Source organism: Exiguobacterium sp. J17977 (genome assembly GCF_018616375.1).
Taxonomy (GTDB): domain Bacteria; phylum Bacillota; class Bacilli; order Exiguobacteriales; family Exiguobacteriaceae; genus Exiguobacterium; species Exiguobacterium mexicanum.
In genome coordinates this window covers 309,612-323,780 of sequence record NZ_JAEQBB010000001.1, presented here as the reverse complement: position 1 = coordinate 323,780, position 14,169 = coordinate 309,612, and the positions used below count along the sequence as shown (strand labels likewise).

At 53.8% G+C, this 14,169-nt stretch carries 18 protein-coding genes; 9 read left to right on the top strand and 9 right to left on the bottom strand.

Annotation, left to right across the window (positions count from 1 at the left end; all coding sequences use genetic code 11):
• Window positions 1-10: 10 nt before the first annotated feature.
• The gene (locus tag KNO58_RS01625; RefSeq protein WP_214751509.1) at window positions 11-346 is read left to right on the top strand and encodes a DMT family transporter; all 336 of its coding nucleotides are present in this window, start codon (window positions 11-13) and stop codon (window positions 344-346) included.
• Between the two features lie 26 nt (window positions 347-372).
• On the top strand, window positions 373-717 hold the full coding sequence (locus KNO58_RS01620; RefSeq protein ID WP_214751507.1) for a nuclear transport factor 2 family protein: 345 nt from the start codon (window positions 373-375) through the stop codon (window positions 715-717).
• A gap of 43 nt (window positions 718-760) precedes the next feature.
• Here KNO58_RS01620 and KNO58_RS01615 read toward each other — a convergent pair whose 3' ends face one another.
• The 6 genes from KNO58_RS01615 to KNO58_RS01590 form a co-directional block, all read right to left on the bottom strand.
• The gene (locus KNO58_RS01615) at window positions 761-1,123 is read right to left on the bottom strand and encodes a VOC family protein (RefSeq protein ID WP_214751503.1); all 363 of its coding nucleotides are present in this window, start codon (window positions 1,121-1,123) and stop codon (window positions 761-763) included.
• Entirely contained in the window at window positions 1,120-1,893 is a 774-nt protein-coding gene (locus KNO58_RS01610) for an ABC transporter permease (protein ID WP_214751501.1), read from the bottom strand. Before KNO58_RS01610 ends, KNO58_RS01615 begins: the two co-directional genes overlap by 4 nt.
• Window positions 1,890-2,594 carry an ABC transporter ATP-binding protein gene (locus KNO58_RS01605; protein WP_214751498.1) on the bottom strand — a complete coding sequence of 235 codons (705 nt, stop codon included), beginning with the start codon at window positions 2,592-2,594 and terminating at the stop codon, window positions 1,890-1,892. Before KNO58_RS01605 ends, KNO58_RS01610 begins: the two co-directional genes overlap by 4 nt.
• Before the next feature lie 15 nt (window positions 2,595-2,609).
• Complete coding sequence (locus tag KNO58_RS01600; RefSeq protein ID WP_214751886.1) at window positions 2,610-3,143, bottom strand: GNAT family N-acetyltransferase; 534 nt, start codon at window positions 3,141-3,143, stop codon at window positions 2,610-2,612.
• The gene (locus KNO58_RS01595; protein WP_214751495.1) at window positions 3,143-3,361 is read right to left on the bottom strand and encodes a DUF6440 family protein; all 219 of its coding nucleotides are present in this window, start codon (window positions 3,359-3,361) and stop codon (window positions 3,143-3,145) included. The genes KNO58_RS01600 and KNO58_RS01595 overlap by 1 nt, the downstream gene beginning before the upstream one ends.
• 131 nt (window positions 3,362-3,492) lie before the next feature.
• Window positions 3,493-4,209, bottom strand: a complete 717-nt coding sequence (locus tag KNO58_RS01590; RefSeq protein ID WP_214751493.1) for a GntR family transcriptional regulator — start codon at window positions 4,207-4,209, stop codon at window positions 3,493-3,495.
• 174 nt (window positions 4,210-4,383) lie between these two features.
• On the opposite strand from KNO58_RS01590, the gene KNO58_RS01585 reads away from it, so the two are divergent.
• Genes KNO58_RS01585 through KNO58_RS01565 form a run of 5 tightly spaced genes read left to right on the top strand, consistent with a single transcriptional unit; the run spans window position 4,384 to window position 8,329 of the window.
• Window positions 4,384-5,703, top strand: a complete 1,320-nt coding sequence (locus KNO58_RS01585) for a 6-phospho-beta-glucosidase (RefSeq protein ID WP_214751491.1) — start codon at window positions 4,384-4,386, stop codon at window positions 5,701-5,703.
• Window positions 5,700-7,019, top strand: a complete 1,320-nt coding sequence (gene celB / locus KNO58_RS01580; RefSeq protein WP_214751488.1) for a PTS cellobiose transporter subunit IIC — start codon at window positions 5,700-5,702, stop codon at window positions 7,017-7,019. Before KNO58_RS01585 ends, celB begins: the two co-directional genes overlap by 4 nt.
• Before the next feature lie 11 nt (window positions 7,020-7,030).
• A complete protein-coding gene (locus KNO58_RS01575; protein ID WP_031200063.1) occupies window positions 7,031-7,348 on the top strand; it encodes a PTS lactose/cellobiose transporter subunit IIA in 318 nt (105 codons plus the stop codon).
• Entirely contained in the window at window positions 7,345-7,641 is a 297-nt protein-coding gene (locus KNO58_RS01570) for a PTS sugar transporter subunit IIB (RefSeq protein ID WP_214751486.1), read from the top strand. The genes KNO58_RS01575 and KNO58_RS01570 overlap by 4 nt, the downstream gene beginning before the upstream one ends.
• Window positions 7,634-8,329, top strand: a complete 696-nt coding sequence (locus tag KNO58_RS01565; RefSeq protein ID WP_214751483.1) for a ChbG/HpnK family deacetylase — start codon at window positions 7,634-7,636, stop codon at window positions 8,327-8,329. The genes KNO58_RS01570 and KNO58_RS01565 overlap by 8 nt, the downstream gene beginning before the upstream one ends.
• Window positions 8,330-8,362: 33 nt before the next feature.
• On the opposite strand, the gene KNO58_RS01560 is transcribed toward KNO58_RS01565, so the two are convergent.
• The gene (locus KNO58_RS01560; protein ID WP_214751480.1) at window positions 8,363-8,923 is read right to left on the bottom strand and encodes an AAA family ATPase; all 561 of its coding nucleotides are present in this window, start codon (window positions 8,921-8,923) and stop codon (window positions 8,363-8,365) included.
• A gap of 144 nt (window positions 8,924-9,067) precedes the next feature.
• On the opposite strand from KNO58_RS01560, the gene KNO58_RS01555 reads away from it, so the two are divergent.
• Window positions 9,068-11,122, top strand: a complete 2,055-nt coding sequence (locus tag KNO58_RS01555) for an SH3 domain-containing C40 family peptidase (protein WP_214751477.1) — start codon at window positions 9,068-9,070, stop codon at window positions 11,120-11,122.
• Between the two features lie 135 nt (window positions 11,123-11,257).
• The gene (locus tag KNO58_RS01550) at window positions 11,258-12,169 is read left to right on the top strand and encodes a cation diffusion facilitator family transporter (RefSeq protein ID WP_214751474.1); all 912 of its coding nucleotides are present in this window, start codon (window positions 11,258-11,260) and stop codon (window positions 12,167-12,169) included.
• A 30-nt stretch (window positions 12,170-12,199) separates the two neighbouring features.
• Here the strand turns inward: KNO58_RS01550 and KNO58_RS01545 are convergent, their stop codons facing one another.
• Both KNO58_RS01545 and KNO58_RS01540 read right to left on the bottom strand, forming a co-directional pair.
• Window positions 12,200-12,976, bottom strand: coding sequence for a VLRF1 family aeRF1-type release factor (locus KNO58_RS01545; protein WP_214751471.1), 777 nt, complete (start codon window positions 12,974-12,976; stop codon window positions 12,200-12,202).
• Window positions 12,977-12,988: 12 nt separating this feature from the next.
• Window positions 12,989-14,158, bottom strand: a complete 1,170-nt coding sequence (locus tag KNO58_RS01540; protein ID WP_214751469.1) for a hypothetical protein — start codon at window positions 14,156-14,158, stop codon at window positions 12,989-12,991.
• Window positions 14,159-14,169: the final 11 nt, after the last annotated feature.

Here is a 14,169-nt window from a genome sequence, read left to right as displayed (position 1 = left end):
GAGGGAAATCATGAAATCCTATGGAATCTTACTCGTATCGATCGCGTTCGAGGTGCTCGGGACGTCGATGTTGAAGCTGTCGGACGGATTCACCAATCTGTTCCCGAGTCTCGTTCTCTTGATCAGCTTCGCCATCTCATTCACGTTGATGGGCATCGTCTTGAAGACCATCCCCCTCAGCATTGCCTATAGCGTCTGGGCCGGGCTCGGCACGGTCGCGACCGGGCTGATTGGGGTATTCGTGTACGGGGAAGTGCTGTCGACCTTGAACAGCATCGGCCTGATTGTCATCGTCGTCGGTGTCATCGTCATGAATTTCGGGAAAACGAATACGGTAGACGGATAGCAGTCATCCAGGAAGGAGTGGCACATGTGCTTGCACCGTTGATTGAAGAAAAAGAACGACTATTGTTGACTTCGGCTGTAAGAACGTCGCCGGAACGATTGCGTGATTTGTTGACAGAAGACTTTTTTGAAATCGGCAGTTCGGGGAGAATGCTCTACAGAGAAGAGGATACGAACACGATGGACCTCGGGGAGATTGACATCACGCTCGCAAACTTCAAGCTCGATGTGATCCGGGACGACGTAGTCCTCGCCACATATCGGACCGAGAATCATACGACGGGGCAATCCGCGCTTCGCAGTTCAATTTGGGTCAACATTGACGGGACGTGGAAGATGAAGTTTCATCAAGGGACGATTGTCTCGGCATAACATATGGCAAAGGAGCGTCCAACCAAATGGACGCTCCTTTCATCTAAATTGCTTGAATCATCTCGACCCGATTGCCGAACGGATCGCGGAACTCGAACCGGTCAAATCCAGGAATCGGGATGCCCGTGAGCCGCTCGATCCCTTCCGCCTCGAGTCTTTGCCCCCACTCCACCAAATCGGTCACGGCATAGGCGACGTGTCCTTTCGTCGTCAACCGGTCGAACCCGTCCTCGGTGCCGACGTGGACGCTACGGTCGCCGACCTCGAGCCAAAACCCGCCCCGCCCTTGAAGCGATACCGGTTTCTCGATTTCTCGAAGACCGAGCACGTCACAATAGAACGCACGGGCACGGTCTTCTTCCCCTTTTGGAATCGTGATTTGCACGTGATGGATGCCTTGAATCATGTCGTTTTCCCCTTTCGATACGTCAACCCGACGAACTGAAGTTTTTGATTGAACAGGCGCGGATACGCCAGATAGCCGACCATGACCGCCGAAATCGACGCGGTCGTCAAGATGAGGAACAAGATGAGCAATTGATAGAGCACCGCCTCCATCGGGTCGGCCCCGCCGATGATGAGACCGCTCATCATACCCGGTAGTTGGACGAGCCCCATCGTCTTCTGCGCCTCGACGGTCGGGATCATGCTCGTGCGGATGGCGCTCTTCAAACTGCGCTCGATCGCTGCCTTCGGTGTGCCGCCGAACGACAAGATTAGTTCAATCACTTCATCGCTCCGCTCGACCTCGTCTTTGAACTTGTTCAAGAACAGGAGCGACAACACCATACAGTTTCCGATGACCATGCCGCTGATCGGGATGACTTTCTCCGGCTCGAACGGGATGATGCCGAGCCCGAGCATAAGGCCCATCGTCAGCGTCTCGACCGTGACGAGCGTGAGCAGAATCATCCATGTGATGCCAGGGATGCCGTCCCCTTTCTTGATAATGTTCTGCGTCGCCGCCCCAATCATTAAGAGAATCATGAGCAACATGAACACCGGGCTGTCGCTCTCGAAGACGAACGTCAAAATGTAGCCGATGATGAGCAACTGAACAATCGACCGCACCGTCGCAATCAAGATGTCGCGTTCGAGCCCGAGTTTCAAGAACAACGCCAAACCGAGCGGGATGGCGACAAAAATCAATGAGGTCATCAGTTCGATGAACGTCATAGCTCTTCCCCCCTCACAAAACGACCGATCATCGGATTGTCGGACTCGTCGATAAACGTCGCGTCGCCGAATTCAATCAATTCCCCGTTTCGCAAAAACCACATGTCATCACTGACACGTCGGGCCTGATCCAAGTCGTGCGTGATCCAGACGACGGTGACCCCGAAGTCTTTTTGCAGTCTCACAATCAACCGCTCAATCTCTTTCACGGTCCGATAGTCGAGGCTCGCCGTAATCTCGTCCAATAACAGCACGTCCGGCTTGTTGACGAGCGTCCGCGCAATGGCGACACGACTCCGTTCCCCGCCTGACAACGTCTTGATCGGTTGATCGAGCGAGATCCCGCCCAAGTCGACTTTCTGAAGCAAATCCGCCGCCCGCTCCCGTTCGAGCGTCTCGCCGAAGATGGCTTTCGGCAAGTTCATGTTGTCGTACACCGTCCCGTCAATCATCGGCGCGCTTTGGAACGCCATGCCAATCCGTTGGCGCAGCTCGATGACGTCGATGGAATCGATGTTCTCCCCTTTGAAGTAAATCGTGCCCGTGTCCGGTGATAACAGGCCGTTGATGTGTTTCAGACACGTCGTCTTACCGGCGCCGCTCGGGCCGACGAACGTCGTGATGCGTCCTTCCCGGAAATAACCGGACACGTTATGTAAAATATCTCCATGACTCACGTTTTTGAATTCGATAATCTGCATCGTCGTCGCCTCCCATCATGTCATGCTGTCTGTCTCAAGCAATGAATACATATATAAATCGTCGTACTTACCGCACATGAACTCATAACCTCGCAGCAACCCTTCTCGCGTAAATCCGACCCGCTCGAGGAGCTGTTGTGACGCGGCGTTCGCCGGCTCGACAAGCGCCTCGATCCGATGGAATCCGAGTTGTGTGAATCCATGACGAACGACCGTGCGGAGCGCTTCACCGGCAATGCCTCTTCCCCAATGATTCGAGCAAAGCTCAAACCCGAGTTCGGCTCGTCGGTGCTTCGCTGAAACGTTCAAAAATCCGCAACTGCCGATGACCTCATCTTGCCCGGTCAACGTGATGCCCCAGCGGATACCTGTCCCTTCCTCGAGAATCGAGTCGTACCAGGCAATTTCTTCTAACGCATCCTCTAACGACGTGAACGGGTCGAGTCCCTTATGACGGACGACCTCGGGTTTCGATAAATACGCCACCATGTGCGGCGCATCGTCCGTTGTCACCCGCCGTAGCGTCAGCCGATCAGTGCTGAGTGACATCACGGTCGGTACCCTTCCTCGACCACAACATCACCGTTCGCATCGAATAGCGGTGTGATGCCTCCACCTGTCCCGACCCATGTCTGGATATAGTTCACGCCAGTGGCCGTATCGACGAGAATGGTGATTTGACCGAGTTCCGGCAGTTGTTCCGTCAACTTGACTTGAAACCGTTTTGTTCCCGCCGCTTCTTCTGTTGTTTTCTTTTTGAATAACATCCTACCCCCACCCTTCTAATTCTAACTGTACGCAACATATCTTCTCGTTTCAATGAATGAGACACATCCATGACTGTCGGATGTGAAACCCCTTTAATCCCTACAAAAAAACACGCCAGATTGTGGCGTGTTCATGAATAGCTCCGCTCGATGACGAAGCTCGTCTTATCCCCTCTAAAGTAGGACCGTGAATATTCGATCGTATGTCCCGAGGCGTCCTCGGTCACCGTCTCGATATAGAAACACGGCGTCCCGAGCGGACAATCGAGCAGCCCGCTCACTTTCTCATCGGCGAGCGCGATCTCGAGCGCCTCCGTCGTCTTGGCGACGTGGACGTCATGGACTTGCGATAACGTCTGGAAGAGCGAGTGCTCGGCCTGGTCTTTCGTGATGCCCGGTGCGATTTGCCATGGGATGAACGATACCTCGTATTGCGTCGGTTCGCCGTCGGCATGACGGATCCGCTCGATTTTCTGAATCGGTGCCTGTTCGTCGACCGTGAACACGTCCGCGAGTTGTTTCGTCGCCGAGACGACGGACAAGTCGATGAGCGATACTTGCCCGCGCTTCCCTTGGACGGCGAGCTGGGCCGCGTAGTTGTTCGGTGTGTGCGATAACGTCTGTCGTACCTTCTTGCCGGCGACGAACGTGCCGCGTCCTTGCTGGCGGACGAGATACCCTTCCGTCGTCAATTGGTTGAGCGCACCGCGTACGGTCGTCCGACTGACGTCGAACTCCTCACACAAGGCGTATTCGGTCGGGAATTTCTCCCCTTCTGTATAATGGCCGCTCTTGATGCGAGCTAGCAACTCTTCTTTGATTGCGGTTTGAAGCGTCGATTGCGACATGCTGTCACCCCTTCTGTCGTCCTTCTTTCCTTTATTGTGATACAGGAAACATACAAATGCAAATACAAAAAACAATTTGTATTATTTGTACTTTTTATATTGCGACAAGTTGTATCATTTGTTATATTTGTTACAACAAAAAGAAATCGCTTTCACAAAGGAGGAGTTGGCACTATGGCAGTCAAGGTTGTCATCATCGGTGGAGGTTCAAGTTATACCCCCGAAATCATTGAAGGATTTATTCAGCGGCAAGCGACGTTCCCGGTCCGGGAGATCGTCCTCGTCGACATCGAGGAAGGGAGAGACAAATTAGACATCGTCGGCCGTCTCGCCGAACGGATGATTCAAAAGGCCGGAGCGGACATCTCGCTCAGTTGGACACTCGATCGAAGAGAGGCACTGCAAGGCGCGAACTTCGTCTCGACACAGATTCGCGTCGGTGGTCTCGCGGCACGTGCGCTCGATGAGCGTATCCCACTCAAGCACGGCTTCATCGGCCAAGAGACGAACGGGGCCGGTGGCTTGTTCAAGGCGTTCCGCACGATTCCGGTCTTGATCGAGCTCGCCAACGAGATGGCCGAAATTTGCCCGGACGCTTGGCTCGTCAACTTCACGAACCCGGCCGGTATCGTCACCGAGGCCGTGTTGAAGCATTCGGCCCATCAAAAGGTCATCGGCGTCTGTAACATCCCATTCAACATGCGCAACTCGGTCGCCGAGATTTTACAGACACCGGTCGAACGCGTCGGCATCGAATTCATCGGACTCAACCATTTTGTCTTCGGCCGTCACGTCTGGGTCGATGGGATTGACCGCACTGACGACGTGCTCGCAGCCTTGAACGATGGCACCGATTACTCGCCGGCGAACATCGTCGGGCTCGGTTGGAGCGAATCGTTCTTGAAGTCGCTCCACATGTTGCCGAACCCGTACCACCAGTACTACTTCCAGACGAAAGATGTGCTCGAGAAAGACCTCGCCGCCTACGAACAGAACGGGACGCGGGCCGAGATCGTGCAACAAGTCGAAGCGCAACTGTTCGAGAAGTATAAGGACATCGAGCTCGACGTGAAGCCCGAGGAGCTCGAACAACGCGGAGGGGCCTATTACTCGGACGCCGCCTGCAACTTGATGGACTCGATTTATAACGACCGCGGCGATATCCAGACCGTGAACACACTGAACCGAGGCACAATCCGCGATTTACCGGACGATGCGGTCATCGAAGTGAACGCCGTCATCACGAAGTCGGGACCGCGACCGATTGCGATTGGTTCGCTCCCGCTCCCAATCAAAGGACTCATCACCAACTTGAAGACGTTTGAACAACTCGCGATTCAAGCGGCCATCTCGGGCTCGTACCACGACGCCTATCTCGCCTGCTTGATGAACCCGCTCATCCAAGATGAGAAAAAAATCGATTCGCTCCTCCGTGAGCTGTTCGATGCCCATGAAACGTACTTACCACAATTCAAGAAGGAGGTTTACTCGTGAACAAATTTATCGAAATCGCTGGGCGCATCGGCTCCCAGCGTCACTTGGTCGCCATCCGCGATGGCTTCGTATCGGTCATGCCGCTCATCATCGTCGGCTCGCTCGCTGTCCTTATTAACAACTTCCCAGCCATCAATTTAGGTGGCCTCTCGCTCGACTTCGTCGGTATGATGAACAACGCTTTCGGTGAAGGCAATTGGCAAGGGCTCGGCGGCAACATTTGGACCGCCTCGTTCGCCATATTAGGACTTCTCGTCGCCTTCTCGATCGGTTATAACTTGGCCCGATCGTACGGGGTCGACGGGCTCGCCGCCGGTATTCTCTCGGTCGCGTCGTATATCATGCTCGTCCCGGTCACCGAGGACTGGGGACTGAACTTCGCCTGGCTCGGCGCGCAAGGGTTGTTCGTCGCCATCATCGTCTCGATCGTCGTCACCGAGCTGTTCCGTTATCTCATCAACACGAAACTGACAATCAAGATGCCGGACGGTGTGCCTGGCGGGGTCACGCGTTCATTCCAGGCGCTCATCCCATCGATGCTCATCTTGACGCTCGTCGCTGCCGTGCAACTGTTCATGACGCTCCAAATCGAGCTCAGCATTTTCGAAGTCATCTTCAAAGTCATCCAGCAACCGCTCCAAGGGTTCGGCGATTCGCTCGCAGCCGGTCTCGTCATCGCCTTCTTGAACCACATCCTTTGGTTCTTCGGGTTGCACGGCACGAACATCATCGGTTCGGTCATCGAACCGATTTATCTGCCGCTCATCGAACAAAACTTGGCCGCGTTCCAAGCAGGCGCGTCAGCGTATGACGTACCGTTCACGGTCACAAAGCCGTTCCTCGATACGTTCGTCTTCATGGGCGGATCTGGTACGACGTTCGCACTCCTGCTCGCCATCTTCATCGTCGTCCGCAAGCAGCGCAACCACCCGTACCACCAAGTCGCGAAACTGTCGGCACCGGCCGGACTGTTCAACATTAACGAACCGGTCATCTTCGGTCTTCCAATCGTGTTGAACCCGATCATGTTGATTCCGTTTATCTTGGTCCCGGTCACGCTCACAATTGTGTCATACGTCGCCTTGACGACCGGTATGGTGCCGAAGACGGTCGCCATCGTGCCTTGGACGACACCACCAATCATCAGTGGTTATCTCGTCACTGGCGGTAGCGTCCGCGGTATCTTGCTCCAACTCGTCAACTTGACGATTGCGACGGCGATGTACATCCCATTCGTCATGGCCGGCGCGAAGGCGATGACGGCCGAAATCAACAAGAACCAATCTGATGCCAACGAAGGAGAGAAAATTTCGTGAAAACTGAAACGATGCAACAACTGTCATTCATGATCATCTTGCACGCCGGTAACGCCCGCTCGTCGGCGTTTGAAGCAATCGCAGCCGCCAAGCGCGGTGAAGTGGAAACTGCCGAAGCGAAAATGAAGGAAGCCGATGCAGCGTTTTTAGAGGCACACAAAATGCAGACCGAGCTCCTGCAAGAAGAAGCTCGCGGCACGGCAAGCGACATGAGCGTCTTGCTCGTCCACGCCCAAGACCATCTCATGACGGCGATGACCGTCAAAGAACTCGCCATCGAGATGATTGACATGATCACTCGACTCAATCGATTGGAGGAAACGAAATGAACATCTTACTCGTCTGTTCGGCAGGCATGTCGACATCGATCCTTGTTGAAAAAATGCGGGCCGAGGCCGCAACCCGTGGCTTAGAAGCGACAATTGAAGCGATTCCTGAGTCCCGTTTAAAGGAGCAAACGAACGTCGACGTCATCTTGATCGGACCACAAGTCCGCTACCTTGAAAGCAAAATCAAGTCATCGGTGTCGGTACCGGTCGCCGTCATTGACAACATGGCGTACGGTCTTATGAAAGGCGACCAAGTGCTCGATCAAGCGCTCGGTCTCGTCCAAAATGCGTAAGACGTACGTCTTGATTAACGCTGACGATTTCGGACTGACGACCGGGGTGAACAGTGGCATCATCGACAGCCACGTCCACGGAATCGTCAACTCGGCGACGATGATTATGAACGGTCACGCCGTCGAGGAGGCTGTGATGCTCGCGAAGCAACATCCGACGCTTCACGTCGGGGTGCATCTCGCCTTGACCTGGGGCCGACCGCTCGCCGAGACGAGCACACCGCTCACGAAAGAAGACGGGACGTTCCGCTACACGAACCGTTTTCTGACGGAAGCGGCGCCGGACTCGGAACTTGTCTATCTCGAGTGGAAAGCCCAAATCGAGGCGTTTCGTGCGACGGGTCTCCCGCTCCATCACCTCGACAGTCATCACCACGTCCATGGCTGGCCGGCGATTCAAGACGTCATCGTCCGTCTCGCCGAAGAATATGGCACGACCTTTCGGGCCTTAACGAGCCTCGACGCACGCCAGGATTTGTGGGTGACCGAACGGTTCAGTGACGCGTTCTACGGCGATGGCGTCACCAGAGAGACGCTCGATGCGATTCAACCGGGCGGCTCGATTGAGGTCATGGTCCACCCGGCCGATCTCGATGCCGTGCTCCCGAGCGTCACGTCTTACCTCGATAAACGTCTCGTCGAGAAAGACATGCTCATATCCTATCAACGCCCCGATTGGTGGGCATAACGAAAGCGAGTCCTTATGAGGGACTCGCTTTTGTCATAGCTGGAAATGTTGTTTGATTCGTTCGGCGACCGTCGCCGCATCGAGATGCGTGTTGTTGATGCGCAAATAGTTGTCGACGTCGAGTTCCCCGTCCTGTGAGTTCAATCGATAGAGCGTCGCCGTCTGCTTCAACTCGCCTTCCGACCAGGCGATGTCCCGCTTCGTCGGCTTATGCGTCAGCCGGTTCTCCGTTTGGTTGCGGATCAGCCGCTCCTCGATGTCCGCCTCGAGTTCGACATAATAGATGTCGGCCCCGTTCGACTCGAACAGGTCGGTCACTTGTTTGATATACGCCCAGTCCTCTTCTAAATCAAATGCCCAGACGAACGTGAAAATCATCCCGTCCAAATCACTTTTCGCGACCGCTTCGAACAGTTCGCGACGGAACAGCTGGACGAGGCGGCGGCCTTCGTCCGTCCCATAACTGAAGAATGGACTGACGAGGTCGATCGTCATATGGTTATGGAACAGCTTTAAATCCGTGATGCTGGCGAGCTCTTGCCCGACTGTCATCTTGCCGACGGCTTGTGGACCAAATAAGACTACAAATTTCATGATTCCCCCTACTTTCCAGATGCTTTTTGTTATTCTAGCATGCCAAATCGAAGAGAAGATACAACATTCCACCTCATTTTCTAACATTTTCCTTTTTCAAGTCGATATAATAACAGATGAAACTATAGACCTGAGGTGCTACATATGTATAAACGCTTATTCAGTTTGCTTGTCTTATTCAGTTTTTTATTGGTGGCTTCCGTCTCTGCAGAAGCGACCACACGTTTGATTAAAGCCGACACACCACTCCTCGTGTCGATGGAAGACAGCGATAGCTTGACCGTGTTATCGAAAGGGACGGCCGTCACCGTCCTCAATCGGTCCGATACCCATGCCCACGTATCGGCAGGTGAACAAACCGGGTACGTCTCGAACGAGGCCCTCGTCGAACCGGTCATGAAAACCGTCATCGCTGAAACGTACCTGCTTAATGAAGCAGGGAACGCGGTCGAGTTTTTGTCATATGGTGTGACCGTGAGCGTTTACGATTTAGGCGATCAGGCTGCCCTCCTTCGCATCGTCGGAGAGACGCCACAGTTCATCAAGCGTACCGCACTCGCTGATAATGCCCCTGTCCTTGCCGGGGAGACCCGGTATGTCAAAGCGAAGGCGAATGTTTACGCCACACCACGTATCGGTCCAGTCGTCAGTAACGTTCAACTCGGTCAGACCATCACCGTATTCGGGCAGACAAAGAACGGCTATTACCGGGTTCGTTCAGGAGACACTTATGAGTATGTAGCGATGAGCGCGACACTCAGTCGCCCAATCAAGACAGTTGAACGATACATCACGAAAGATACACCGCTTTACGCGGATGCGAGTGAAAACACGATTGTCGGGACCGTCAAACGTGGCCAACGAATTAGCATGTACGGAGAAGTCGGGAACCGCTCACGTGTCTTCACGGGTGGCCAGTACCGATTCATTCAAACGAGCCATACGAGCACGACCAAACCAGCCCCTTTAAAGACCGGGCAGCGCTATATCACGAAAGCCGCTCCCCTCTACAACGAGTCGTTCAAACAAGTCGGGACGCTGAAGCGTGGGGCGTTCGTCAACATTTACGGGACATACGGCAAGTACACGCGCGTCTACACTGGCGGGCAGTATCGCTTTGTCGCCACCAGCCTGACGAGCACAACAAAACCCCCGCTTTATGACGCGACGGGCAAGCGTTATGTCAAATTTGATGAGGTGGAAGTGTATCAAACCACATCTACCTTCTCGAAGCAGATGGCTCAATTTAACCGTGGTCGCTTGATTGAGACGTACGGCACGAGTGGACATTATACACGGGTCAAGATTGGGACGAAGTATTACTTCGTCGCTTCATCTTACTTGAGTCTGAATAAGCCGCTCCCAAAACCGAAAGCCGGCACCGTCTTTTATACACAACTTAGCGGGACGCCATACTTCTCGAGTGATATCGCCTATACGCGCCCAGCCGGCCAGTTAGCGCGCGGCGCAAAGCTCGTCGGGATTCGTTCGATTGATGACGACTTTTGGCAAGTCCGGCTCGCATCCGGCAAGAAAGTATATGTCTTGAACCCTTACATTGCGACGACGAAACCGAAAGCCGTAGGAAAAACGGCGGTTTCGGTCAAAGCTCATTACTATACGGTCAAACAGACACCGTTCTATGCGAATCCGTATGATACAAAACCGATCGGCTATCTCGATACAAATCGTCGCGTCTATCCACGTTCTCTGCATGGTGATTCGTATTTGATTCAAGACAGTTGGCGACCGATTTACGTGAAAAAGCAAGACATCCGCGTAAAATCGGATCCGTTACTCACGTCACGCGGCAATACGCAGGCCGAACGCATGATTGCTGCTGCCGCGAAACATCTCGGGACGCCGTACACATGGGGCTCACAGTCTCCGCTCAATGGCGGATTTGACTGTTCCGGACTCATCCATTATGCGACGAATCAAGCCGGAAAGGTCGGTGGCCGAACGAACGTGAGCGGTTATTGGCAAAGCAACCATTTCAAGAACCGCCGGACAAACATTTCGACTGGAAAACGAGGCGATATCATCTTCTTCCATGGGACGTATCGCAACGGTCCGTCTCACATCGGTATCATGCTCGACAAAGAGACGTTCATTCATGCAGGGGGCGAGATGCTCCAAATCAACTCGATTCATGACCCGCAGTGGCGGCCTCACTTCCTCGGCTACAAGTCACTTTAATTCATACACGCCTGTCCTCCCATGAGGTCAGGCGTGTTTTCTGTCGACACCGTATGTTCGAAACATATGATTGTCCACAAGTGGGAAAATAGAGGTATATGCCATCATTCATCTGATTCAAGGGAGGCCTCCCCTATGCCGAAAGACCCTCAGCTCGAGCGTTACGTCCTGCGCGTCTCTGTCGTTTGCTCATTCGTCTTCGCTATCGCCGGCATTCTCGTCGGCTATTGGCTATCTTCCGCTTTCATTCTCTTCGATGGGATTTACTCGTTTTTGAGTGTCATCATGAGTTGGATTTCGCTTCGGGCAGGTGTCTATATGTTGACGACCGATAAGCGGTTCCCATTCGGCAAAAGTTTGATTGAACCGCTCATCATCCTATTCCAGTACGGCGTCCTCTTGTACGTCATCGTTGACGCCTTCCTCGGGGCCATCGACGACGTCCGTGCCGGCGGCAATGAACTCGTCCTCGGCGGGGCTCTCGTGTATTTGGCGATCAGCGCCGCGTTGACGTACGGCATCTTCCGCTACTTGCGCACGTTCCAGATGAAGGCGAGCTCGGGTCTCGTCAGTGCTGAAATCGTTCAATGGCGGCTCAGCTTCATCTTGACCGGCGGGGCTCTCATCGGCTATTTGATTGCCCAAGTTCTCGTCTGGCTGTCGTTCGACGCCATCTCTCCGTACGTCGACCCGGTCATGCTAATTATCATCACACTCTGGCTCGTCAAGACGCCGCTCATCGAGATGTGGACCGCCATTAAAGAGTTGATTGGGATGAATACGGAGACGCCGTACAGCAAACAAATCACGCTTACCATCCTTCAAGTCGCCCACCACTATGATGTGTTGAAAACGTATGTCCGCACGACCAAGTCGGGCAACATGCTCTTCATCGAGATTGACCTCGTCGTCCCAAAGGACTACCGGTATGACAAGATTGCCGAGCAGGACCGCATCCGTCAGAAGATCGAGGACGCGCTCGCGTTCTTGCCGTATGAGAAATGGCTGACGATTTCGTTCACGCAAGACAACCGTTGGGCCGAATGAAAAGCGAGCGACACGTGTCGCTCGCTTTAATCATGCTTCAAACGCCCGCCGCAATACTTCTTCTTCCTCAGCATGTCCCAAGTTCCGGTTCACGACCCGCTCGACCTCGAGTCCGAGTTCATCTTTCAACAAGTTGGCGCTCCGGTCCTGTCCGATGATGACGATCTCACTCCACTTGTGATGCTTATGCAGTTTACGAATCTCTTCGGCGACGTCCCGATAAAATTGCCGGACTTGATTTTCTTTCCGGCTGTCGAATTGATCGGTTTGGCTACTCGAAGCGGCTTCCCCGCCTTTCCCACGCCCTTGATACCGTCTCCATTGGTCGGTATCGAGATCAAGGTCGAACACGACAATATCCTCGATTTCACCAAGTCGTGTGTCATACGCCGTGATACTGTCGAGTTGGGCGAGCAAGATGCCCGTGTTCGGGAACTCGGCGTCGAGCTTCTCGATTTGATCTAAATTTGGTTTGTCGCCGTAATGGAACTCGTTGTCGACATCGAGCTGTAGGAAATGCAGTTCGAACAAGCCGTCATTCCCTTCCGCGAATAACACGATGCTACGCAACAGCTTATGTTCGTTGCTCCGAATCTCTCGCTCGGCCCGGTCCCGGAGCTGTTTGAACGCTTGCAGTTTCGTCTCGTCTTCGCTCTTGATTTCTTGCTCGAGCCGGCGCAACTCGTTCTTCAAATGAATCTCCCATTTGTCACGCTCACTCGGTTTCGTGCTCAAGTACAGACTGAGCACCCCCGCCTCCGCATTGTGAAGTTGCTTGATTGTCCCGAGTTCAGTTGATAATGCCATGTCGTTTCCTCCTTAATAGATGAACGCAGCAAGTATCCCCGTGATAAACACGGATGTGATTGTCACCGTCGAGAAACCGGCGACAATCATTTTCGGTAATATCTCATCCTCGATGATATGCACCTCCTCTTCCGTCTCCCCGATACTCTTCGCCGCCTCCTCGCTCAAGATAAGCGTTCCCGGGAATCCATAGAGTGCCGTCAACCCAATCGCCATCGACATCTCTTTCGAGTAGCCGAGGAAGCGTCCGACAATCAGTGCGAACAAGAGAAGTCCGGACACACCGAGGACGAACGAGATGGTGATCGGTACAATCAAATCGAACAAGGCGCTCGGAGATAGCGTCGCGAGCGGACCGAAGATGATGAGAAGAATCGCAATCATGATGAGACCATAAGCATCAATCCCGTTCAACGCGTTCGCTTTCAAAATCTTGAAACGGCGCAACACGATCCCGAGAATCAAGGCGATGACGAATGTGTTCAAGTAGCCGTTCGTCCATCCGCTCAAGACGGTCGAGATGAGGACGACGACCCCCATGACGAACAGCGTCCCCGCCGTCGTGTGGAACGCGGCTGGTAAAATCGAATCGTCCGTCTCGTCATGGACGACCGCATGTTCTTTCGGTGTGGCGAGCGTACCGTCGCGATGCGCCGTCCGGATGCGTCGTGCTTCTTTCCGTAAGATGATCGATGTGAGCGGGAACCCGATCAACCCTTGCGTCGCCGCAATCAACACCGGAAAGACGGCGACCGAGACGAGACCGGCATTGACGGCCGCGTCTTGGACGAGGATGATGGAAATCGTCCCACCGCTGATGGCTGCAATCGCACTGAGCACATAATTCGTGTCGAGAAAAAACTGGCCGATGCCATATAGGAAAGCGGCAATCCCAAGGACAGCGGACACCCCGATGACGAACGTCTTCCATTGCCGTTTGAACTCATCGAGACTGATTAACGTCCCGAGGTGGACGATGACGAGACCGACGACCGTTTGACCGAGCGTGAGTAAAGAAGATGAAGGCAGTAAGTCTTCCGGGAACAAGCCTGACTTAAACCCGATGAGAAAAATGACCGAGGCAACGAATAGAGACGACAGGAGCGCTTTCGTTTTCTTTGAGACGTAGTCACTAATCGTCCAGATGAGCATGACGATCGTGAAGGCGAGTAAGGAGTTCATGAGGGGCTCCC